19 protein-coding genes are annotated in these 23,970 nt (G+C 54.8%); 14 read left to right on the top strand and 5 right to left on the bottom strand.

The window, feature by feature from the left end:
• The first annotated feature begins 235 nt into the window (after positions 1-235).
• From igaA to hslO, 4 genes are all read left to right on the top strand, one after another.
• Positions 236-2,368, top strand: coding sequence for an intracellular growth attenuator protein IgaA (igaA, locus tag QEN32_RS01785; protein ID WP_000104092.1), 2,133 nt, complete (start codon positions 236-238; stop codon positions 2,366-2,368).
• Positions 2,369-2,432: 64 nt separating this feature from the next.
• A complete protein-coding gene (yrfG, locus tag QEN32_RS01780; protein ID WP_001520508.1) occupies positions 2,433-3,101 on the top strand; it encodes a GMP/IMP nucleotidase in 669 nt (222 codons plus the stop codon).
• A gap of 10 nt (positions 3,102-3,111) precedes the next feature.
• Positions 3,112-3,513: a ribosome-associated heat shock protein Hsp15 gene (gene hslR / locus QEN32_RS01775; RefSeq protein WP_000660719.1), complete on the top strand. Its 402-nt coding sequence runs from the start codon at positions 3,112-3,114 to the stop codon at positions 3,511-3,513.
• Positions 3,514-3,537: 24 nt separating this feature from the next.
• The gene (gene hslO / locus QEN32_RS01770) at positions 3,538-4,416 is read left to right on the top strand and encodes an Hsp33 family molecular chaperone HslO (protein ID WP_001748865.1); all 879 of its coding nucleotides are present in this window, start codon (positions 3,538-3,540) and stop codon (positions 4,414-4,416) included.
• 110 nt (positions 4,417-4,526) lie between these two features.
• On the opposite strand, the gene QEN32_RS01765 is transcribed toward hslO, so the two are convergent.
• Positions 4,527-6,236, bottom strand: coding sequence for a DUF4153 domain-containing protein (locus QEN32_RS01765; protein ID WP_000446459.1), 1,710 nt, complete (start codon positions 6,234-6,236; stop codon positions 4,527-4,529).
• A 379-nt stretch (positions 6,237-6,615) separates the two neighbouring features.
• On the opposite strand from QEN32_RS01765, the gene pckA reads away from it, so the two are divergent.
• Complete coding sequence (gene pckA / locus QEN32_RS01760) at positions 6,616-8,235, top strand: phosphoenolpyruvate carboxykinase (ATP) (protein ID WP_001265689.1); 1,620 nt, start codon at positions 6,616-6,618, stop codon at positions 8,233-8,235.
• Positions 8,236-8,309: 74 nt separating this feature from the next.
• Here pckA and envZ read toward each other — a convergent pair whose 3' ends face one another.
• Positions 8,310-9,662, bottom strand: coding sequence for a two-component system sensor histidine kinase EnvZ (gene envZ / locus QEN32_RS01755; protein WP_265322216.1), 1,353 nt, complete (start codon positions 9,660-9,662; stop codon positions 8,310-8,312).
• Entirely contained in the window at positions 9,659-10,378 is a 720-nt protein-coding gene (gene ompR / locus QEN32_RS01750; RefSeq protein WP_001157751.1) for a two-component system response regulator OmpR, read from the bottom strand. Before ompR ends, envZ begins: the two co-directional genes overlap by 4 nt.
• Positions 10,379-10,603: 225 nt before the next feature.
• Here ompR and greB point away from each other — a divergent pair, with 225 nt between their 5' ends.
• From greB to QEN32_RS01720, 6 genes are all read left to right on the top strand, one after another.
• Positions 10,604-11,077 (top strand): transcription elongation factor GreB, encoded by a 474-nt coding sequence (gene greB / locus QEN32_RS01745; RefSeq protein ID WP_000856695.1) that lies wholly within the window; start codon positions 10,604-10,606, stop codon positions 11,075-11,077.
• Positions 11,078-11,175: 98 nt separating this feature from the next.
• Positions 11,176-13,506, top strand: a complete 2,331-nt coding sequence (locus QEN32_RS01740) for a Tex family protein (protein WP_265322215.1) — start codon at positions 11,176-11,178, stop codon at positions 13,504-13,506.
• A gap of 436 nt (positions 13,507-13,942) precedes the next feature.
• A complete protein-coding gene (gene feoA, locus QEN32_RS01735; RefSeq protein ID WP_001160955.1) occupies positions 13,943-14,170 on the top strand; it encodes a ferrous iron transporter A in 228 nt (75 codons plus the stop codon).
• A gap of 18 nt (positions 14,171-14,188) precedes the next feature.
• Complete coding sequence (gene feoB / locus QEN32_RS01730) at positions 14,189-16,507, top strand: Fe(2+) transporter permease subunit FeoB (protein ID WP_023216665.1); 2,319 nt, start codon at positions 14,189-14,191, stop codon at positions 16,505-16,507.
• A 12-nt stretch (positions 16,508-16,519) separates the two neighbouring features.
• Positions 16,520-16,756: a [Fe-S]-dependent transcriptional repressor FeoC gene (gene feoC, locus QEN32_RS01725; RefSeq protein WP_000157587.1), complete on the top strand. Its 237-nt coding sequence runs from the start codon at positions 16,520-16,522 to the stop codon at positions 16,754-16,756.
• Between the two features lie 234 nt (positions 16,757-16,990).
• Entirely contained in the window at positions 16,991-17,917 is a 927-nt protein-coding gene (locus tag QEN32_RS01720) for an Rpn family recombination-promoting nuclease/putative transposase (RefSeq protein ID WP_265322214.1), read from the top strand.
• 35 nt (positions 17,918-17,952) lie between these two features.
• Here the strand turns inward: QEN32_RS01720 and bioH are convergent, their stop codons facing one another.
• Positions 17,953-18,723 (bottom strand): pimeloyl-ACP methyl ester esterase BioH, encoded by a 771-nt coding sequence (bioH, locus tag QEN32_RS01715; protein WP_000998146.1) that lies wholly within the window; start codon positions 18,721-18,723, stop codon positions 17,953-17,955.
• 37 nt (positions 18,724-18,760) lie between these two features.
• On the opposite strand from bioH, the gene gntX reads away from it, so the two are divergent.
• The 3 genes from gntX to gntT all read left to right on the top strand — a co-directional run bounded on the left by gntX (position 18,761) and on the right by gntT (position 21,771).
• On the top strand, positions 18,761-19,444 hold the full coding sequence (gntX, locus tag QEN32_RS01710) for a DNA utilization protein GntX (RefSeq protein ID WP_000958733.1): 684 nt from the start codon (positions 18,761-18,763) through the stop codon (positions 19,442-19,444).
• Between the two features lie 58 nt (positions 19,445-19,502).
• A complete protein-coding gene (gene nfuA, locus QEN32_RS01705; protein WP_000619387.1) occupies positions 19,503-20,078 on the top strand; it encodes a Fe-S biogenesis protein NfuA in 576 nt (191 codons plus the stop codon).
• Between the two features lie 376 nt (positions 20,079-20,454).
• A complete protein-coding gene (gntT, locus tag QEN32_RS01700; RefSeq protein WP_001131741.1) occupies positions 20,455-21,771 on the top strand; it encodes a gluconate transporter in 1,317 nt (438 codons plus the stop codon).
• A 118-nt stretch (positions 21,772-21,889) separates the two neighbouring features.
• Here gntT and malQ read toward each other — a convergent pair whose 3' ends face one another.
• Positions 21,890-23,968, bottom strand: a complete 2,079-nt coding sequence (malQ, locus tag QEN32_RS01695) for a 4-alpha-glucanotransferase (protein WP_265322213.1) — start codon at positions 23,966-23,968, stop codon at positions 21,890-21,892.
• Positions 23,969-23,970: the final 2 nt, after the last annotated feature.

Raw genomic sequence — 23,970 nt, 5'->3', positions numbered from 1 at the left:
TGTAACGTAATAAAAATTAATTCTTATTTCAAATTAAAAGTCAATAGGTTGAAATAACTCCAGGAATTTGCTGATATTCCGTTTTTGGTGGTATTGCTATGATTTGCCTTCACTGGGATGCGCTTTACAATGCTCAAGTTCAACTCCACGCTTGCCGATAGCCAACCACAGAAAAATGTTTATTGGACAGGGTGCGACTGACCACGCCTGACAGACTTAGTAAGATGGGGAAAGCATGAGCACCATTCTGATTTTTATAGCTGCTTTGCTGGCCTGCTCTCTACTGGCAATATGGCGGTTCCGGGTAAAGTCCAGACGAGGGAGCTTACCGTGGATCAGCGCCTTTCAGGACGCGCAAACGCGTAAACTGTTGCCCGAAGAGCGCAGCGCGGTAGAAAACTATCTCGATAACCTTAGCCAGATCCAGCAAGTTCCGGGGCCGACAGGCGCCAGTGCTGCGCCCATCTCGCTGACGCTGAACGCGGAAAGCAACAGTGTCGTGATACTGACCCACTCCATCACCCGCTACGGCATTACCACTGACGATCCTAATAAATGGCGCTACTACCTCGACTCCGTCGAAGTCCATCTGCCGCCTTTCTGGGAACAGTACATCAATGATGAAAACAACGTTGAGCTGATCCTCACGGATACGCTGCCGCTGGTGATCTCTTTAAACGGCCATACGCTGCAAGAGTATATGCAGGAGTCGCGCGGCTACGCGCTACAGAATACTGCCTCTACGCAGGCGTCGATTCGCGGCGAAGAGAGCGAGCAGATTGAGCTGTTGAATATCCGTCAGGAGACCCACGAAGAATATGCGCTCAGCCGCCCGGCTGGCTTGCGCGAAGCGTTGTTAATCGTCGCCTCCTTTTTGTTATTCTTTTTCTGTCTGATAACGCCAGACGTTTTTGTACCGTGGATGATAGGCGGCGCTATCCTGCTGCTGGCAGCCGGACTTTGGGGGCTTTTTGCGCCGCCGTCGAAAAGCGCGCTGCGGGAAATTCACTGTCTGCGGGGAACGCCCCGCCGCTGGGGACTATTTGGGGAGAATAATCAGGAGCAGATTAACAATATTTCGCTGGGCATCATCGACCTTATTTACCCTGCCCACTGGCAACCCTACATTACGCAGGATCTTGGGCAACAAACGGATATTGATATTTACCTTGATCGCCATGTCGCCCGCCAGGGCCGGTTTTTATCCCTGCATGATGAAGTGAAAAACTTTCCGTTGCAGCACTGGTTACGCAGCACTGTTATTGCTATCGGTTCGCTGCTGGTGTTGTTTATGCTGCTGTTCTGGATCCCGCTGGATATGCCAATCAAGTTCACGCTATCGTGGATGAAAGGCGCGCAAACCATTGAAGCGACAACGGTAAAACAGCTTGAAAAAGCTGGCGTGCGGGTGGGCGATACGCTGCACCTGAGCGGTAAAGGAATGTGTAATATTCATTCCGGCGCGACCTGGAGCGGCCAGTCTAACTCACCGTTTATGCCGTTCGATTGCTCGCAAATCATCTGGAATGACGCGCCTGCGCTACCGCTGCCGGAATCAGACCTGGTGAATAAAGCGATGGCGCTAAGCCAGGCGGTAAATCGTCAGCTCCATCCAAAACCCGAAGACGACTCGCGCGTCAGCGCATCTTTACGCTCCGCGATCCAAAAATCGGGCATGGTATTATTAGATGACTTTGGCGATATTGTTCTGAAAACTGCTGATTTGTGCGCGGCGGAAGACGAGTGCGTGCGTCTGAAAAATGCGCTGGTTAATCTCGGTAACAGTAAGGACTGGAACGCGCTAGTGAAACGCGCGAACGCCGGCAAACTGGACGGCGTCAACGTGCTGCTACGCCCCGTAAGCGCAGAGTCGCTGGAAAATCTGGTCACGACCTCAACGGCGCCGTTTATTTCTCGCGAGACCGCGCGTGCCGCCCAGTCGCTGAATAGCCCCGCTCCCGGCGGATTCCTGATCGCCAGCGATGAAGGCAGCGAACTGGTTGATCAGGCCTGGCCGTCAACGCCGCTGTATGACTATCCCGCGCAGGAACAGTGGAGCGCCTTCCAGCGTCTGGCGCAAACGCTCATGCAGACGCCATTTAGCGCCGAGGGCATTGTCACCAGCGTGTATACCGATGCCAACGGCACGCAGCATATCAGCCTGCATCGTATCCCCGATAAATCCGGCTGGTGGCGTTACCTCGGTACCACGCTGCTGATGTTGGCAATGATAGTGAGCGCGGTCTACAACGGCATTCAGGCGTTCAGACGTTATCAACGCCACCGTACCCGTATGGCGGACATCCAGGAATACTATGAAAGCTGCCTCAATCCCAGGTTAACCGTCTCTCCGGAAAATCTCATCTGATAGCGCCGCCGTGCGACAGGGTATGCTACCCTGTCGCGCAAATTGCGTTACCCTGGAGTTCCCCATGCATATTGATATTGACTGGCAAAACGTGGATACCGTTTTGCTGGATATGGACGGCACGCTGCTCGATCTCGCGTTCGATAACTATTTCTGGCAAAAGCTGGTACCGGAAACCTACGGCGCGCAGCAGGGTATTTCGCCGCAGGACGCGCAGGAATATATTCGCCAGCAGTATCATGCCGTACAGCATACGCTAAACTGGTACTGTCTGGATTACTGGAGCGAGCGTCTGGGTCTGGATATTTGCGCCATGACGACGGCGCAAGGGCCGCGCGCCGTTTTGCGCGACGATACCGTACCGTTTCTGAATGCGTTAAAAGCCAGCGGAAAACGTCGGATTCTGCTCACCAATGCGCATCCACATAACCTGGCGGTGAAGCTGGAGCATACCGGTCTGGCCTCACACCTTGATTTATTACTTTCCACCCACACATTTGGTTATCCCAAAGAGGATCAGCGGTTATGGCGCGCTGTCACTGAGGAAACGGGAATAAGCGCAGAGAAAACGCTGTTTATCGATGACAGCGAACCGATTCTCGACGCCGCCGCCCGGTTTGGTATTCGCTACTGTCTTGGCGTGACGAATCCCGATTCCGGCCTGGCGGAAAAGCACTATACGCGCCATCCGTCCCTGAACGACTACCGCCGTCTGATCCCCTCGCTGATGTGAAGGAGACGCCATGAAAGAAAAGTCCTCCGTTGAGGTCAGACTGGATAAATGGCTGTGGGCCGCGCGTTTTTATAAAACCCGCGCGCTGGCCCGCGAGATGATTGAAGGCGGTAAGGTGCATTACAACGGCCAGCGCAGTAAGCCGAGCAAAATCGTCGAGCTGAACGCAACCCTTACCCTGCGTCAGGGAAATGACGAACGGACGGTGATCGTTAAAGCCATCACCGAACAGCGCCGTCCGGCCAGCGAAGCCGCCGCTCTGTATGAAGAGACGGCGGAAAGCGTGGAAAAACGCGAAAAAATGGCGCAGGCGCGCAAGCTTAACGCCCTGACCATGCCGCATCCGGACAGGCGACCGGACAAGAAAGAGCGCCGCGACCTGTTACGATTTAAACACGGCGACAGCGAATAACTGTCACCCGCAAGAGAGATGATTATGCCGCAACATGACCAATTACATCGTTATCTGTTTGAAAACTTTGCCGTTCGCGGCGAGCTGGTGACCGTTTCGGAAACCTTGCAACAGATCCTCGACAATCATAACTATCCGCAGCCGGTGAAAACCGTACTGGCCGAACTGCTGGTCGCCACTAGCCTGCTGACCGCAACGCTGAAGTTTGCCGGTGACATTACGGTACAGCTCCAGGGCGACGGGCCGTTAAGCCTGGCGGTGATCAATGGCAATAATCAGCAGCAGATGCGCGGCGTGGCTCGCGTTCAGGGCGACATCCCTGACAATGCGGATCTCAAAACGCTGGTTGGCAACGGCTATCTGGTGATCACCATTACGCCGGAAGAGGGTGAACGCTATCAGGGCGTGGTGGGTCTGGAAGGCGATACTCTGGCGGCGTGCCTGGAAGATTACTTCCTGCGCTCCGAGCAGTTGCCGACGCGCCTGTTTATCCGTACCGGCGATGTCGACGGTAAACCGGCGGCAGGTGGAATGTTGCTCCAGGTGATGCCGGCACAGAACGCGCAGGCGGAGGATTTCGACCATCTGGCTATGTTGACGGAAACCATTAAAAGCGAAGAGCTGCTGACGTTACCGGCAAATGATGTGCTGTGGCGTTTGTATCACGAAGAAGAAGTCACGCTCTACGATCCGCAAGATGTTGAATTCAAATGCACCTGTTCACGCGAACGTTGCGCGGGCGCGCTGAAAACATTGCCGGATGAAGAAGTGGACAGCATTCTGGCGGAAGAAGGCGAAATCGATATGCACTGCGATTACTGCGGCAATCATTACCTGTTCAATGCGATGGATATCGCGGAGATCCGTAACAACGCCTCTCCTGCCGATCCACAGGTTCATTAATCGCCTTTCAGTCGACAACATCATTGCCTGATGGCGCTGCGCTTATCTGGCCTACAGCATCCCGCTCCGTAGGCCGGATAAGGCATTTATGCCGCCATCCGGCAAAAAGCTTACTCGTTGTAGTAATCCACATCCAACCGCTGACCATCAACAATGATATCGCGCCAGGCTTTGGGGGCTGAGTCTAACCGATGCCCGGCAATCGCGTGCAACAGTTGCGTCTTAGAAAACCCGTCCGGCAATCGGGCGAACGCTTTCTGCGTCCATTTCCCCTCTTTTAAGCCGTAGACCTGGCTCTCGGCAACAATAAAGTTATACAGCACCTGCTCAGGCTGACCGTCGCCGTTAAGATCCTGACTCACCAGCACGCAGGCATCCGGTTCAAGGCAGGAATCGTCCGAATAACTCTGCTCTTTGACAAACGCCCAAAATGCGGCATCCGGCTTCTGGCTACCGGGCGCAATCATCACCACCCGCGCTAAATCGTCCGCCGTCGGAGAGACCTTATTTCTCTGCAAAAACGTCATCAGTTTACGATTGCGCTTTCTGTTCTGCGTAAACGCCTCGTCATCCCGCAACGATTTCAGCGCTTCCTGGCCAGGTTTGCCGCTGTGATCCAGCATATACAGGCTGATCTGATCCGCAGTAATTTTACCGCTATGGTAACGCGCCATATGGCTGTTGACGCTAATACGCCAGACATCAAGTACAGGCGAGGCCAGCAACAGCAATATCACCAGCGTCAACAAAGAGACGCTCAGTATCACCTTGCCTTGCCACTCACCAGGGTCGCGTCCGCGGCGTAACAGACCAATCAGATAACCGAAGGACCATACCAGCAAGACAGACGCCGTCAGCGCGCCATACAGACGATCCGGCGTCCAGCCGTATTGCTGAATGCGTACCCATAACGCCCAGCCCGCCAGCAGCATATATATCGGGGCAACGCACAGCGAGGCGCTAATCATGCCGCGTAGTACGCGCGGATAGGGTAATACGCGCTTTTGCGGTTCATTGACAATCGCCACGAGGAGCAGCAGCATCAGCGTCAGCGTGGATAGCAGCCCCGCAGCGGAAACACGCGCAGAAATCGCCTCCAGTCCGGTAAAGGGTAACGTCACAATAAACAGCAATGCCAGCAGCGACACCACCGGCAGTAAACCTGTCGCGATCAGCGTCAACAGCTTTTGCACCGCCGCCACAAGGCGCGACTGCGTGCGGGCGAGAATGACCGCCAGCGCCGTAATCAGGCCGATGGTCACATAAATAAAGGCTTCAGTTTCAAAGAAAAGGGTGCTGAAAAAGCGGATGCCCACCAGCCTGAATAGCGCGCTCCAGAGCAGAAGCACCAGCCAGAACAGTCCGTTGGCGACCAGGACGATAAACAATGTCAGTACGTTATGCCATAACCGCAGATAAAACTGGGGATAACGCGCCGAACCGGTTTGCGAATGTAACTGATATTGCATCCAGGGTAAGACCAGCATCGCCATCAACACAAGCCGGAGACCATACAGCCAGAGGAGCTCGGCCAGGCGCCATTTCTCCACCGTCTCAACCTGCCATTTCAGCCAGCCGCTCATTGCCAGCACGACCACAAAGGTCAGCCCCAGCCAGCCCCACAGCGCGCGCTGTTTAAAAGAGACCACGGTAAGCAATAGCATTGACGACAACGCTATCGTCGCAGGCATACCATAGAACAGCCAGTCGCTATTTTGTGGTACCAGCCAGGCCATCAGCAGGTAGCACAAGACGCCCTGCAGCAAACCGGTGAGCAACATACCCCAGCGAGTAGTACGTGAAAGCGCTACACTTTCCATGTCGTTATCCAGAATGATGAGAAAGCCGCATTATTGCATCATCTGTTCACCGCCAGGCGTCGTCATGCATAATTCAGAAAAAAACGCAGAGAGGTGAATCGATATTGTTAATGTTGGTGTTACGTAACTTTCTTACATGAATGCGATTACAGTCACATTATGTCGGTCAAAAACACTTCCTTTTAACGTTTTCAGAACATTTTCCACAACAAAAGTAGGTTTCCTGCCATAATAACCGCCGCTGCGTGACAGGAGTCACAGTGTTTTTCGTCAATCGTGATTTTGTCCAGATACGTAAATCTATGAGCCTTGTCGCGGTTAACCAACCTCAAAAAACCTTACTATTTTCGGTAATATATATTGGCTAAGGAGCAGTGATATGCGCGTTAACAATTTAACCCCGCAAGATCTCAAGGCTTATGGTATCAACGACGTCCAGGATATCGTTTACAATCCCAGCTACGACACCCTTTATCAGGAAGAACTTAATCCTGGTCTGGAAGGCTATGAGCGTGGCGTGTTAACTAACCTGGGCGCTGTTGCCGTTGATACCGGTATTTTTACCGGTCGTTCGCCTAAGGATAAGTACATTGTTCGCGACGACACCACGCGTGATACGCTGTGGTGGTCCGATAAGGGTAAAGGTAAAAACGATAATAAGCCGCTTTCCCAGGAAACCTGGCAACACCTGAAAGGTCTGGTGACGCATCAGCTTTCCGGTAAACGCTTATTCATTGTTGATGCGTTCTGCGGCGCAAATGCCGATACGCGTCTTTCCGTGCGCTTTATTACGGAAGTCGCCTGGCAGGCCCACTTCGTTAAAAATATGTTCATTCGCCCAACGGACGAAGAGCTGGTAGGCTTCAAACCTGACTTTATTGTCATGAACGGCGCGAAGTGCACCAACCCGCAGTGGAAAGAGCAAGGGCTGAACTCGGAAAACTTCGTGGCGTTCAACCTGACTGAACGTATTCAGCTTATTGGCGGCACCTGGTACGGCGGCGAAATGAAAAAAGGGATGTTCTCGGTAATGAACTACCTGCTGCCGCTCAAAGGTATCGCCTCAATGCACTGTTCCGCCAACGTGGGTGAAAAAGGCGATGTCGCGGTCTTCTTCGGCCTTTCCGGTACCGGAAAAACCACTCTGTCCACCGACCCGAAACGTCGTCTGATTGGCGATGATGAGCACGGTTGGGATGACGACGGCGTGTTCAACTTTGAAGGCGGCTGCTACGCCAAAACCATCAAACTGTCGAAAGAAGCGGAGCCAGAAATTTATCATGCGATTCGCCGTGATGCGCTGCTGGAAAACGTCACCGTGCGCGAAGACGGCACCGTTGATTTCGACGATGGTTCCAAAACCGAAAACACCCGCGTCTCTTACCCGATCTATCATATCGATAACATCGTTAAGCCCGTATCCAAAGCAGGTCACGCCACCAAGGTTATCTTCCTGACGGCGGATGCTTTCGGCGTGTTGCCGCCGGTTTCCCGTTTAACCGCTAACCAGACGCAGTACCACTTCCTGTCGGGTTTCACCGCTAAACTGGCCGGCACCGAACGCGGCGTCACCGAACCGACCCCCACCTTCTCCGCCTGCTTCGGCGCCGCGTTCCTGACGCTGCACCCGACGCAGTATGCTGAGGTGCTGGTGAAACGTATGCAGGCAGCAGGCGCGCAGGCTTATCTGGTTAACACAGGCTGGAATGGCACCGGTAAACGTATCTCCATCAAAGATACGCGCGCGATTATCGACGCCATTCTGAACGGTTCTCTTGATAACGCGGAAACCTTCCGTCTGCCGCTGTTCGATCTGGCGATCCCGACTGAACTGCCAGGCGTGGATACCCACATTCTCGACCCGCGTAACACCTACGCGTCGCCGGAACAATGGCAGGAAAAAGCCACCGCGCTGGCGAAACTGTTCATTGAGAACTTCGAGAAGTATACGGATACCCCGGCAGGCGAAGCGCTGGTTAGCGCCGGACCGAAGCTGTAAGGAACAGGCCGGATGGCGGCTTTGAACGGCGTCATCCGGCGTTGAGAAGAAAGGGAGGGTAATACCTCCCTTTCTTATGCCTCTTTTGTCGTCCCCTGGACGCGAGCCACAGGAACCGGTAGCCAGGCGCGAATTGACAATCCGCCACGCTCGCTGATGCCAATCTCCAGCATCCCGTTATGGTTATCGATAATGCGCTGCACAATCGCCAGCCCCAGCCCTGTGCCGCTGGTGCTACGGGCGCTGTCGCCACGCACAAAAGGCTGGAACAGATGTTTACGCTGCTCCGGCTTAATGCCCGGCCCGTCATCTTCTACCTGGAACCAGGCGCGATGCGACTCGGTGCCGCTGCTGACCTTAATCCAGCCGTTGCCATAGCGGGCAGCATTGACCACCATATTCGCCACCGCGCGCTTAATCGAGAGCGGGTGCATTTTCACCTGGATACTGCCTGCCTGAAGCGCAGTGTTAATCTCACGCTCATAGCCGCTTTCCGCCGCAATCACCTCGCCCAGCACGGAATTGAGATCCGCCATCTCCATTGGCATTTCCTGACCGGTACGCAGATAGTCAATAAACTGTTCGATAATGGCGTTACACTCTTCGATGTCTTTATTGATCGACTCCGCGAGATAACCGTCTTCCTCGCCCATCATCTCCGTCGCCAGACGAATACGGGTCAGCGGCGTGCGCAAGTCGTGGCTGACGCCCGCCATCAATAGCGTACGGTCATCGGCCAATTGTTTCACGCCGGCTGCCATATGGTTAAACGCCCGGGTCACAGAGCGCACCTCAGAGGCGCCATATTCACGCAGCGGCGGCGGAATAATTCCCTTCCCTACCTGCAGGGCGGCATGTTCAAGATCCACTAACGGTCGATTCTGTATACGAATAAACAGCCACGCGCCGCCTATCGCCAGGAGCATGATCGCCAGCGTGTAACGGAAAAGCGGAGAAAAATCGCCCTGATGAATCTCGGTCAGCGGCACGCGCACCCAGATATTGGGCGACAGCCAGGTTTTGAGCCACACGACGGGCGAGCTTTTGTTGACCTCAACGCGCACTTCCGTCGGGCCGCCTAATTGCTGCGCCATCTGGTGGCTTAAGAATTCGTAGTGTTGCGCCCAACGCAGCCCGGCCTCTTCGGCGGCTTCGTTGGTGTAGAGAGAGATCCCCAGCTCACGATAGATTTCCCGGCGAAACGCAGGCGGCACGACTAACTGCGTGCCGTCCTCCAGTTGCAGCTTATCGGTCATCAGCATACGGACTTCGTAAGCCAGAACCTTATTAAACTGCTGGAGGCTCGGCAAAATCGCGAAGTTCAGCACCACCAGGTAGGTCGTCACCAGGCTGACGAACAGCAAGGTGACGATGAGCAACAGCGTGCGGGCAAATGAACTTCGCGGCGAGAAGCGCATTCGCCTCATGCTTTAGAACCGTCCGGTACGAAGACGTAGCCCAGGCCCCATACGGTCTGAATATAACGCGGATGTGCCGGATCTTCTTCCACCATACGGCGCAGGCGGGAGATCTGGACGTCGATGGAGCGTTCCATCGCGGAATACTCGCGGCCACGGGCCAGATTCATCAGCTTGTCGCGAGAGAGCGGCTCGCGCGGATGGCTGACTAACGCTTTCAGTACCGCAAACTCCCCGCTGGTCAGCGGCATCGGTTCATCTTCACGGAACATCTCGCGCGTACCGAGGTTCAGTTTAAACTTACCGAACGCGATAACGGCCTCTTCCTGCGACGGCGCGCCGGGCAGTTCGTTTGCCTGACGACGTAGCACGGCGCGAATACGCGCCAACAGCTCGCGCGGGTTAAACGGTTTAGGAATGTAGTCATCGGCGCCGATTTCCAGCCCGACGATACGGTCAACCTCTTCACCCTTCGCCGTGACCATAATGATCGGCATTGGATTACTTTGACTACGCAGGCGACGACAAATCGACAGACCATCTTCACCTGGCAGCATTAAATCCAGTACCATGAGATGGAAAGATTCACGGGTCAGCAGACGATCCATCTGCTCGGCGTTAGCGACGCTTCGAACCTGGAAGCCCTGCTCGGTCAGATAACGTTCCAGTAGCGCCCGCAGACGCATATCGTCATCAACCACCAGAATCTTATAATTCTCTTGCATTGTCTGTACTCCCAAAGGTTCGCAACAAATGTAAGTGTGTATTCTTAAAAAAGCTCACGTGAGTCACCAGCAAATTCTGGTATGAATTTCAGGCTAAATTGTTACAAAGCATATTTAACAGCAGCTTAAATATACAATTAATCGGCAACCCCATTATTTATTCTGTCGGGACGATCACGTTATACCCCGTGTGCGCAATATCGACAGCAAAGGTAAATCAACGAGATGAAAACGCCCCTGATCACCCGCGAAGGGTACGAAACACTCAAACAAGAGCTCAATTATCTCTGGCGTGAAGAGCGCCCGGAGGTCACCAAAAAAGTGACCTGGGCTGCGAGTCTGGGCGACCGCAGCGAGAATGCCGACTATCAGTATAATAAAAAGCGCCTGCGTGAGATCGACAGACGCGTCAGATATCTGACCAAATGCATGGAAAATCTCAAAATCGTGGATTATTCCCCGCAGCAGGAGGGCAAAGTCTTCTTCGGCGCCTGGGTGGAAATCGAAAATGATGACGGCGATACGCTGAAGTTCCGCATTGTCGGCTACGATGAAATTTTCGGACGTAAGGATTACATCTCTATCGACTCGCCGATGGCGCGGGCGCTACTGAAAAAAGAAGTGGGCGATCTGGCGGTGGTCAACACCCCTGTCGGCGAAGCAAACTGGTACGTCAATGCGATCGAATACGTCAAATAAGACAAGAAGAATCCTAAGCCCCCGCTGATGGCTGGCATTTTTGCCAGCCAATCCGTATAACTATCCCCTGATTTTTATCCTGAAGACGAAGCTAACCCATGATGAATGATTCTTTCTGCCGCATTATTGCGGGTGAAATCCAGGCAAATGCCGGGCAGGTTGAAGCTGCCGTTCGCCTGCTTGACGAAGGGAACACCGTGCCGTTTATCGCACGTTATCGTAAAGAAATCACCGGCGGTCTGGATGACACGCAGTTGCGTAACCTGGAAACGCGTCTGGGCTATCTGCGTGAGCTGGAAGACAGGCGTCAGGCCATCCTCAAGTCCATTTCCGAACAAGGCAAACTGACCGATGAGCTGGCTGGCGCCATCAACGCTACGTTAAGTAAGACCGAGCTCGAAGACCTCTACCTGCCCTATAAACCTAAACGCCGCACCCGTGGACAAATCGCCATTGAAGCCGGCCTTGAGCCGCTGGCCGATCTGCTCTGGAACGAGCCGTCCCACGATCCTGACGTGGAAGCGGCAAAGTACATTGATGGCGACAAAGGCGTGGCGGACAGGAAAGCCGCGCTCGACGGCGCACGCTACATTCTGATGGAGCGCTTTGCCGAAGACGCCGCATTGCTGGCGAAAGTGCGTGATTACCTGTGGAAGAACGCCCATCTGGTCGCCACCGTCGTGAGCGGCAAAGAGGAAGAAGGGGCAAAATTCCGCGACTATTTCGACCATCATGAGCCCATTGCTAACGTCCCGTCTCACCGTGCGCTGGCCATGTTCCGTGGTCGTAACGAAGGCATTCTGCAACTTTCGCTCAATGCCGACCCACAGTTTGATGAGCCGCCGAAAGAGAGTTACTGCGAGCAGATCATCATGGACCATCTCGGCCTGCGGCTAAATAACGCCCCGGCGGATAGCTGGCGCAAAGGCGTAGTGAGCTGGACGTGGCGTATCAAAGTCTTAATGCACCTCGAAACCGAACTGATGGGCACCGTGCGCGAACGTGCGGAAGATGAAGCGATTAACGTGTTTGCCCGTAACCTGCACGACCTGCTGATGGCAGCCCCCGCAGGCCTGCGCGCCACGATGGGCCTTGATCCTGGCCTGCGTACCGGCGTAAAAGTCGCTGTCGTTGACGGCACCGGCAAGCTGGTGGCGACGGATACCATTTATCCGCATACCGGTCAGGCGGCCAAAGCGGCTACCGTGATCGCCGCGCTGTGCGAAAAATACCACGTCGAACTGGTCGCGATTGGCAACGGTACGGCCTCGCGTGAAACCGAACGCTTCTATCTCGACGTACAGAAACAGTTCCCGAACGTGACGGCGCAGAAAGTGATCGTCAGCGAAGCGGGGGCGTCCGTGTATTCCGCTTCTGAGCTGGCGGCGCAGGAGTTTCCGGATCTCGACGTCTCCCTGCGTGGCGCGGTCTCTATCGCGCGTCGTCTGCAGGATCCGCTGGCGGAACTGGTGAAAATCGATCCGAAATCGATCGGCGTCGGCCAATATCAACACGATGTCAGCCAGACCCAATTGGCCCGTAAACTGGATGCGGTGGTCGAAGACTGCGTAAACGCCGTCGGCGTCGATTTGAATACCGCCTCCGTACCGCTGCTGACCCGCGTCGCGGGCTTAACGCGCATGATGGCGCAAAACATCGTCGCCTGGCGCGATGAGAACGGTCAGTTTCAGAACCGCCAGCAACTGTTGAAGGTGAGCCGTCTGGGGCCGAAAGCGTTTGAGCAGTGCGCGGGCTTCCTGCGTATTAACCACGGCGATAACCCGCTGGATGCCTCCACCGTCCACCCGGAAGCCTATCCGGTTGTCGAACGCATTCTGGCCGCGACGCAGCAAGCGCTAAAAGATCTGATGGGCAACAGCAACGAATTGCGTCACCTCAAGGCCGCTGATTTTACCGACGATAAATTCGGCGTGCCGACCGTGAGCGATATCATCAAAGAGCTGGAAAAACCGGGCCGCGACCCGCGTCCTGAATTTAAAACCGCGCAATTCGCCGATGGCGTCGAAACCATGAACGACCTGCTACCGGGGATGATTCTGGAAGGGGCGGTCACTAACGTCACTAACTTCGGCGCGTTTGTCGATATCGGCGTTCATCAGGATGGCCTGGTCCACATCTCTTCCCTGTCGACTAAGTTCGTCGACGATCCACACACCGTGGTAAAAGCGGGCGACATCGTGAAGGTGAAAGTGCTGGAAGTGGATCTGCAACGTAAGCGTATTGCGCTGACGATGCGTCTGGACGAACAGCCCGGCGAAACCGCCGCTCGCCGCGGCGGCGGCGCCGATCGCGCTCAGGGCAACCGCCCTGCATCTAAAGCGGCGAAACCGCGCGGTCGTGACGCCCAGCCAGCCGGTAACAGCGCCATGATGGACGCGCTGGCAGCCGCAATGGGAAAAAAACGCTAATCGGGTAATACGCAGGCCGGGTTACTTCTTATCCGACCTGCGATTTTGCAATACGTCCAACCCTTTCTTTTTTAATTAACAATTAAATCTTACCCATTAGAATCTGTTAATTAATTTCCTTCTGCTATCCGCACTATTAATTATCACTTTATTAACAGATGAAACCTTAATTAAACATTAAAAACGGTGAATATTTGCACATTAGGGGTATTTGCAAAAAGACAAATAAATGTTGAGCCATATCAACATCGGCGCAAATTATCGCTTATTTGTACATTCCGTCACATTTTAATCGTTGAAGATAGAAACCATTCTCATTATCATTGTGTTGTTGATTATTTACTCTTTCCTTCGTTGGCTAAACATCGGGTCTCCTGCCGCCCCCCTGAGCGCCGCATGAGGTATACATCCAGTTAGTAAGAAACAAGTAGGTCGTATGCAATTCACTCCTGACACTGCGTGGAAAATCACCGGCTTTGCGCGTGAAATCAGCCCGGCGTATCGTCAAAAACTGCTTTCGCTCGGCATGTTGCCCGGCTCTTCATTTAATGTTGTCCGCGTCGCGCCCTTAGGCGATCCGATCCATATCGAAACACGACGCGTGAGTCTGGTTTTGCGTAAAAAGGATTTGGCGTTAATAGAAGTGGAAGCGGTTTCCTGTTAATACAGTGAGTCTATAAAAATGAAAAAATTAACCATTGGTTTAATTGGTAATCCTAATTCCGGCAAGACCACCTTATTTAACCAACTCACCGGCGCGCGTCAGCGCGTGGGGAACTGGGCGGGCGTCACCGTCGAGCGTAAAGAGGGCCAGTTCGCGACAACTGACCACCAGGTCACGCTGGTAGATTTACCCGGCACCTATTCTCTGACGACCATCTCGTCACAAACCTCTCTCGACGAACAGATCGCCTGCCACTACATCCTGAGCGGCGACGCCGACCTGTTGATAAACGTTGTGGACGCCTCCAATCTGGAGCGCAACCTCTATTTGACGCTGCAACTGCTGGAGCTGGGTATTCCCTGTATTGTCGCGCTCAACATGCTGGATATCGCCGAAAAACAGCAGGTTCGTATTGATGTCGACGCTCTGTCCACGCGTCTGGGTTGCCCTGTCGTACCGCTGGTATCGACTCGCGGCCGCGGTATCGAGGCGCTGAAACTGGCCATTGACCGTCACAACGCTAACGACAACGTCGAACTGGTGCATTATGCCCAGCCGCTGCTGCGCGAAGCGGGTTTCCTGGCCGACGCGATGGCCCAGGAGATGCCTTTACAACAGCGCCGCTGGCTGGGTCTGCAAATGCTGGAGGGCGATATCTACAGCCGGGCTTACGCAGGCGAGGCGGCGCAAAACCTGGACACCTCCCTTGCCCGTCTGAAGGACGAAATGGACGACCCGGCGCTGCATATCGCCGACGCCCGTTATCAGTGTATCGCCGCTATTTGCGACGTGGTCAGCAATACCCTGACAGCCGAACCCAGCCGCTTCACCAGGGCGGTCGATAAAATTATCCTGAACCGCTTCCTCGGCTTACCGATTTTTTTGTTCGTGATGTACCTGATGTTCCTGCTCGCCATTAACATCGGCGGCGCGTTGCAACCCCTGTTTGATGCCGGTTCCGTCGCCATCTTTATTCATGGCATTCAATGGATTGGCTACACGTTGCACTTCCCGGATTGGTTAACCATCTTCCTGGCGCAAGGTCTTGGCGGCGGGATCAATACCGTCCTGCCGCTGGTGCCGCAAATCGGGATGATGTATCTGTTCCTCTCCTTCCTTGAAGACTCCGGTTATATGGCACGCGCGGCCTTCGTCATGGATCGCCTGATGCAGGCGCTGGGACTACCGGGTAAATCCTTCGTGCCGCTGATTGTCGGCTTCGGCTGTAACGTACCTTCCGTGATGGGCGCCCGCACGCTTGACGCTCCGCGCGAACGCCTGATGACCATCATGATGGCGCCGTTTATGTCCTGTGGCGCGCGCCTGGCGATTTTCGCCGTCTTTGCCGCCGCCTTCTTCGGGCAAAACGGCGCGCTGGCGGTCTTCTCGCTGTACGTGCTGGGTATTGTCATGGCGGTATTAACCGGCCTGATGCTGAAGCATACCATTATGCGCGGCGAAGCCTCTCCGTTTGTGATGGAGCTGCCGGTTTACCACGTCCCGCATATCAAGAGCCTGATCATCCAGACCTGGCAACGCCTGAAAGGTTTTGTACTACGCGCCGGTAAAGTCATTATCATCGTGAGTATTTTCCTGAGCGCGTTTAACAGTTTCTCGCTGAGCGGCAAAATCGTCGATAACATTAATGACTCCGCCCTCGCCTCTGTAAGCCGGGTCATCACGCCAGTCTTTAAACCGATCGGCGTCCATGAGGATAACTGGCAAGCTACCGTGGGTCTGTTTACGGGCGCCATGGCGAAAGAGGTTGTCGTCGGTACGCTGAACACGCTCTACACCGCCGAAAATATTCAGGACGAAGCGTTTAATCCTGCCGACTTTCACCTCGGCGATGAACTGCTGGGCGCGGTTGACGATACCTGGCAAAGCCTGAAAGACACCTTTAGCCTGAGCGTACTGGCTAACCCGATCGAAGCGAGTAAAGGCGACGGCGAAATGGCGACCGGCGCGATGGGCGTGATGGATCAAAAATTCGGCAGCGCCGCGGCGGCGTACAGTTACCTGATTTTTGTCCTGCTTTACGTACCGTGTATCTCGGTAATGGGCGCTATCGCCCGCGAGTCCAGCCGCGGCTGGATGGGCTTCTCCATCCTGTGGGGACTGAATATCGCCTATTCGCTCGCCACGCTGTTCTACCAGGTTACCAGCTTCAGTCAACACCCGACATACAGCCTGATCTGTATTCTGGCGGTAATCATCTTTAACGTTGTGGTATTAAGTCTGCTACGCCGCGCCCGCAGCCGTGTAGACATTGAACTGCTGGCAACCCGCAAAAACGTCAGTTCCTGTTGTTCGGGCACTGCGGGCAATTGTCACTAAGGGATGTAAAAAATGGCTTCATTGATACAGGTTCGCGATCTACTGGCGCTGCGGGGGCGTATGGAGGCAACGCAGATCAGCCATACGCTGCACGCTCCGCAGCCCATGATCGACGCCATGCTGAATCAACTGGAGATCATGGGTAAAGCGGTACGTATCCCGGAAGAAGCGGACGGCTGCCTTTCAGGCAGCTGTAAAAGTTGTCCGGAAGGTAAAGCCTGCCTGCGCGAATGGTGGGCCTTGCGTTAACCTTCGCCGGGTAGCGACGTAACGCGTCTTATCCGGCCTTTATCCCGCGTTATGTTGCCCGGTACGCGTCACGCTGCCGGGCAATTTTGCGTCATGCCTTCCACAAAGATGAAAGCGTTACCGCCGTGCGCATTTATCTCCCCACGCACCTCGCAAGCGCACTAATCCTCTACTGCAATCAGCCCGGTCTGCGCGTAGCGTCACGCCATTGAACTTCACCGATGACGGATCGATATGGCGACCTCAACAACATCCACGCCGCATGACGCGGTATTCAAACAGTTTCTATGCCACCCCGATACTGCACGGGATTTTTTGGAAATCCATCTCCCGTCGACATTACGTCAAATCTGTAATCTGAATACGTTACGGCTGGAGTCCGGTAGCTTTATTGAAGAGGATTTACGCCCCCATTATTCCGATATTCTTTGGTCGCTGGAAACAAGTGAAGGTGAAGGTTACATTTACGTGGTTATTGAACATCAGAGTACGCCGGACGCGCATATGGCATTTCGGCTGATGCGTTACGCAATGGCTGCAATGCAACGGCACCTGGAGGCCGGGCATAAGACGTTGCCGTTAGTGGTGCCAATGCTGTTTTATCACGGAAACCGCAGCCCGTATCCGTTCTCATTATGCTGGCTGGATGAATTTGCCGACCCGGTGATGGCGCGTAAGCTATACGCCACCGCCTTTCCTCTAGTCGATATTACGGTCGTGCCGGATGACGAGATTATGCGGCACCGACGGGTCGCGCTGCTGGAACTCATACAAAAACACATCCGCCAGCGTGATCTGATGGGGCTTGTCGAACAGCTGGTCGCCCTGCTGGTTAAGGGATACGCTAATGACACCCAGCTTCAAAGTTTGTTTAATTACATGATGCACACTGGCGACGCCGCGCGCTTCAATACGTTTATCCGCCAGGTGGCTATGCGTATCCCACAGCATAAGGAGAAGATCATGACTATCGCAGAAAGATTACGTCAGGAAGGACATCGTAACGGGTTACAGCAAGGGTTACAGCAAGGCAAACAGGAAGGCCAACGGCTCGCCGCATTGCGCATTGCCCGCTCCATGCTAAACGATGGTTTCGATCGCGATACTGTGCTTAGGGTTACCGGGCTAGCGCCTGCCGATCTGGCGTCTGAAAACCATTAATCTGGCAGAATGGTCCGGACCCGGCAACGCCCTGGTTACAGCGATGATTTTAGCGTCATCAGCGCCTGGCAAAACGCCGCCGGATGCGAGATAAACGGCGCATGGGCCGCCTTCGCCATTATCTGTGATGTACTGTGCGGCCATAACGTATCGAGCAAAGGCACGATTTTACGCGGCACCAGACCGTCCAGATAACCATACAAACGCAAAAACGGCATGTTCACATTTTTAAGCGCTTCTCGTAGATCGACCGTTTTTAAGATTTCCAGTCCGCCATTGAGCACCTCTACATCCGGCATAGGCTGCGCCAGCACTACGCTTTTTAAGGTGCGGGCATCCTGACGCGCCGTCTCCGTCCCTAACGTTTGCAGCGCCAGAAAACGCTCCACCGTGCGCTGAAAATCGTCGCTAAGCTGCTGCTGGAATCCGCCGAGGATTTCCGGTTTTATTCCCGGCCACCCCTCACGCGCGCTAAAGCATGGCGAAGAGGCGACTGTCACCAGCGCCTGAACGCGTTCAGGGTGGGTGAGCGCCATCTGACTCGCCACCAGGCCACCCAGGCTCCAGCCAAGCCAGATAGCCTGGTCCGGCGCGTTTTTCGCTACCTGCGCCGTCATCTCTTCAAGCGTCATGGCGCCAAACCCCGAGCTGCGACCATAGCCCGGCAAGTCGACCAGATGCAGCGTAAAATGCGAGCCGAGTTCCTCGCGAATGCAGTGCCATACCTCCGCGTTCAATCCCCATCCGTGCAGCAGCACAAGATGACAATTTCCCTCGCCGTAGGTCTGCCACCAGATGTCATTCATCAGTTACTGTTCTCTTTTGTCTAACAAGGATGCACCTATGCTAACAGTACCGGGATTATGCTGGCTATGCCGAATGCCGCTGGCGTTAAGCCACTGGGGGATTTGTTCCGTATGCGCGCGCGCCGTCCGCCAGCGCGTCAGTCTGTGTCCGCAATGCGGATTACCTGCCGCGCATCCTTCGCTCCCCTGCGGTCGCTGCCTGCAAAAACCGCCGCCCTGGCAGCGTCTGGTGAGCGTCAGTGACTATACGCCGCCCTTGAGTTTACTGGTGCATCAGCTTAAATTTACCCGCCGCAGCGAAATTGCCGCCGCACTGGCGCGTCTACTGTTGCAGGAAGTCCTCATGGCGCGCCGCAGCACTGGCTTGCAGCTTCCCGACAGAATCGTCAGCGTTCCGCTCTGGTCGCGCCGACACTGGCGGCGGGGATTTAACCAAAGCGATCTGTTATGCCAACCGTTAGCGCGTTGGCTTGGCTGCGCGTGGGACAGCCAGACCATCACGCGGGTACGGGCGACCGCAACACAACACCATCTCAGCGCCAGATTACGTAAACGCAATTTGAAAAACGCGTTTCGCCTTGAATTGCCGGTACAGGGTCTCCATATGGTTATTGTGGATGATGTCGTCACTACCGGAAGTACCGTCGCGGAAATCGCGCAACTGCTTTTGCGCAACGGCGCAGCGACTGTCCAGGTATGGTGCCTGTGTCGAACCTTGTAGAGCCTCGATGATGGGCGTATTATAACCAACTAAAATAGTCAACTATTAGGCCATTACTATGATCCGTATTTCCGATGCTGCACAAGCGCACTTTGCCAAACTGCTGGCAAATCAGGAAGAAGGGACGCAAATCCGCGTATTTGTCATTAATCCCGGCACTCCTAACGCAGAGTGCGGCGTTTCTTATTGTCCGCCCGACGCCGTAGAAGCCACCGATACTGCACTGAAATTTGACCTGTTGACCGCTTATGTCGACGAGCTGAGCGCGCCCTATCTGGAAGACGCGGAAATTGATTTCGTGACCGACCAGCTAGGTTCTCAACTCACATTGAAAGCGCCAAACGCGAAGATGCGCAAAGTGGCCGATGACGCGCCGCTGATGGAGCGCGTGGAATATGCTCTGCAATCGCAGATTAATCCGCAGTTGGCGGGCCACGGCGGTCGCGTCTCACTGATGGAAATTACCGATGAAGGCTATGCAATTCTGCAGTTTGGCGGCGGTTGTAACGGTTGCTCGATGGTTGACGTCACGCTGAAAGAAGGGATCGAGAAACAGTTGCTGAATGAATTCCCGGAACTGAAAGGGGTTCGCGATCTGACCGAACACCAGCGCGGCGAGCACTCCTACTACTAATATTTTCCCCGTATCCATGCCCGATGGCGCTTGCGCCTGTCGGGCCTTGTCTGCCCCACCGTAGGCCGAATAAGGCGTATACGCCGCCATCCGGCGCTATCAGCCACATCTCAGAACAATGGTCCTTCTTCTTTCGCCGATAACATGACCTGTGTCTCATAATTTAAATTTTGCCTGCCAGGGTCATTTTCAACACCCATATGTTACCCGTATCATTCTTATGGGCACCTAACATCCATATAACATCTGACTACGCTCATTCGTTTCAACGGTAATCAGTATTGGTGCTATTGCGACTCTGTTCCCGTCGGGAACAACAGGAATTTGTCGTCGAAACAATGACGTTACCCATAACAAAGTAAAGGCCAGGTAAATCATGCCATTAGTCATCGTTGCTATCGGTGTTATCTTGTTACTTCTTCTGATGATCCGCTTCAAAATGAACGGATTTATCGCCCTTGTCCTGGTAGCGCTCGCTGTCGGGTTGATGCAGGGAATGCCGCTGGATAAAGTCATCGGCTCCATCAAAGCCGGTGTCGGCGGTACGCTTGGCAGTCTGGCCCTGATTATGGGGTTCGGCGCCATGCTGGGCAAAATGCTTGCCGACTGCGGCGGCGCTCAACGTATCGCCACTACCCTGATCGCGAAATTTGGTAAAAAGCATATTCAGTGGGCCGTAGTGTTAACCGGCTTTACCGTCGGCTTCGCTCTGTTCTATGAAGTGGGCTTCGTTCTGATGCTGCCGCTGGTATTCACCATTGCCGCAGCGGCGAATATCCCGTTACTGTACGTCGGCGTGCCGATGGCCGCGGCGCTCTCCGTCACACATGGTTTCCTGCCGCCGCACCCGGGCCCAACCGCGATCGCCACGATTTTCCATGCCGATATGGGTAAGACGCTGCTGTTTGGTACGATTCTGGCGATCCCGACCGTGATCCTTGCCGGACCGGTTTACGCCCGTTTTCTGAAAGGTATCGATAAGCCGATCCCGGAAGGCCTGTACAGCGCGAAAACCTTTACGGAAGAAGAGATGCCGGGCTTTGGCGTCAGCGTCTGGACGTCGCTGGTTCCGGTGATTCTGATGGCGATGCGTGCGGTTGCCGAGATGATTCTGCCAAAAGGCCACGCTTTCCTGCCTGTTGCCGAGTTCCTGGGCGACCCGGTAATGGCTACGTTAATTGCCGTACTGATTGCGATGTTCACCTTTGGCCTGAACCGCGGGCGTTCCATGGATCAGATTAACGATACGCTGGTCTCTTCCATCAAAATTATCGCCATGATGCTGCTGATCATCGGCGGCGGCGGCGCTTTCAAGCAGGTGCTGGTCGATAGCGGCGTGGATAAATACATCGCTTCAATGATGCATGAAACCAATGTCTCTCCGCTGTTGATGGCGTGGTCTATCGCGGCGGTGCTGCGTATCGCGCTGGGCTCCGCGACTGTCGCGGCGATTACCGCAGGCGGCATTGCGGCGCCGCTGATCGCCACTACCGGCGTTAGCCCTGAACTGATGGTTATCGCAGTCGGTTCCGGGAGCGTGATTTTCTCTCACGTCAACGACCCGGGCTTCTGGCTGTTCAAAGAGTATTTCAATTTGACTATCGGCGAGACCATTAAATCCTGGTCGATGCTGGAAACGATCATCTCCGTCTGCGGCCTGATCGGCTGTCTGCTACTGGGTATGGTGGTTTAAGCGAGACGGATTGTAGGCCGGATAAGGCAGCAATGTGCGCCAGGATTGCCTGATGGCGCTGCGCTTATCAGGCCTACGTGCTCTCACCATCATAAAGCCGGGGAAATCCCCGGCTTTATTACTTCTTCTTCGCGGCCGCTTTTCGGCGCTTATCCAAGTCCTTAATCAGCTTGTTTACACCCTCATCGGCAAACATCTGCTCCAGCGTGGCGGTGAGCTTCCGCCGCCAGTTTTTATACTGATCGCTGGTGCCCGGTACGTTAACCGGATCGGCCATATCCAGCCAGTCCTCCGGCTGAAGCCCCAACAGACCGCTGTTACTGTCGGCGATGTAGCGCTGAAGCCCGCGATTTAGCGTTGGCGTCATAGACATTAACGATGCCTTATGCCCGGCGCGTTTTGGTAGACAGCCATATTTATGCAGCGCGTCCAATAGCCCCTGTTTCGCCCGCTCGCGATCCTCATACAGCCCGCGCAGAATCACTTCATCCGGATAAAGCCCCAGAGCTTTACCCAACGTCAGGTCACCGCATTCCCAATAGCCGCGCAGCGTGGGGAGATCGTGCGTCGAGGCGACAGCCATCGATTGTTGCGGATACGCGCCTGGCGCGCGGAAGTTTTTCTCAAGGTCATTTTCAAACCACAGCACTTTATAAGAATAGACCCCGCTATCGCGCAGCTTGCCGACAATCTCAACTGGCACCGTCCCCAGATCTTCGCCTATCACCATACAACGGTGACGTTGGCTCTCCAGCGCCAGAATAGCCAACAGATCGTCAACCGGATACTGAACATATGCCCCGCGATCCGCTGTTTCGCCATACGGTATCCACCACAGACGCAGCAACGACATGACATGGTCAATGCGCAACGCGCCGCAGTTTTGCATATTGGCGCGCAGCAGGTCGATAAAGGGCTCATACGCCCGGGCGACAATGATATGCGGGTCCATTGGCGGCAGCCCCCAGTTCTGACCGAGCGGGCCGAGGATATCCGGCGGCGCGCCGACAGATGCTTTCAGGCAGTACAGCTCCCGATCGCACCAGGTTTCCGCGCCGCCTTCCGCTACGCCAACCGCCAGATCGCGGTACAGACCAATCGGTAGTTTAAAACTCTGGCTGGTATCCCAGCAGGCGGCGAATTGGCGCCAGGCCAGCCACTGAAGCCAGAGGTAAAACTCCACCTCTTCGCGGTGCGCTTCACAGAATTGTTTTACAGCGGAAGACTCTACCGACTGGTACGCCTCCGGCCAGGCTGGCCAGCCCCAGCGCTGCTCATCCTCTTTCACCTGATACGCATGCAGCGCGTCGAATGCCGCCTGCCAGTAAAGGCTCTCGCCTTCGTGGGCGATAAAGTGACGAAACTCCGCCATTTGCGCATCGTCGCGAGCGGCAAACCGCGTCCACGCCATCCGCAGCGCCGTAATTTTCAGCGCGGTAACGGTAGCGTAATCCACCCATTGCGCATCGCGTGCCTGTCGCAGCTTTTGCTGTGTGGCGGGCATTTGCCACCATGCCTGCGCCTCTTCGCTCAGGCGGAAATCTTCGACGGCGTTGACGTCGATATATATCACGTTCAGCCAGCGACGAGACGAGGGGCTGTAGGGACTGGCGCTCTCCGGATTCGCCGGATAAAGCGCGTGGATCGGGTTCAGGCCGATAAACGCGCCGCCGCGTGTCGCCACGTCGACCAGCATCGACTTCAAATCGCCGAAATCGCCAATACCCCAGTTTTTTTCTGAACGCAGAGTATAAAGCTGGACGCAGGCCCCCCACAGTTTTTTCCCTTCCAGCAGCGCCTGCGGCTCATAGCATCGCGGCGGGGCGACGATAATCCGGCAGTGCGTACGCTGTTCATCCTGGGTCAACGTCAGGGTGTGGTAGCCCTCCGGCAATGTAGCCGGAAGGTTAAGTTTTTTACCGCCCGTCACGCGCCCTTTGTAATGCACGCCCTCTTCCGTAGTCAGCAGCCAGGCAAACTCACCGCGCCCCTCTACCGGCAACGCCATTTTTTTACCCGCGGTATAAACCTTCACATTCGGCACGACCGCCTGTGGTCCTGTTGTCGTGCCGTGCATCGCCGCCAGCAAACGTCTCTTGGTTTCAGCGCCAATAGACTGCGGTTTGCCATGAGCATTGATGTAACTGGGGCTGATCCCCGCCGCCAGCGCGGCACTATCGAGACGTTTATTTTCCATCG

Origin of the sequence: Salmonella sp. SA14318 (assembly GCF_029866905.1) — a bacterium.
GTDB classification, from domain to species: Bacteria; Pseudomonadota; Gammaproteobacteria; order Enterobacterales; family Enterobacteriaceae; genus Salmonella; species Salmonella enterica.
The sequence above is the reverse complement of the archived record's forward strand: the minus strand, read 5'-3'. Positions and strand labels throughout refer to the sequence as shown.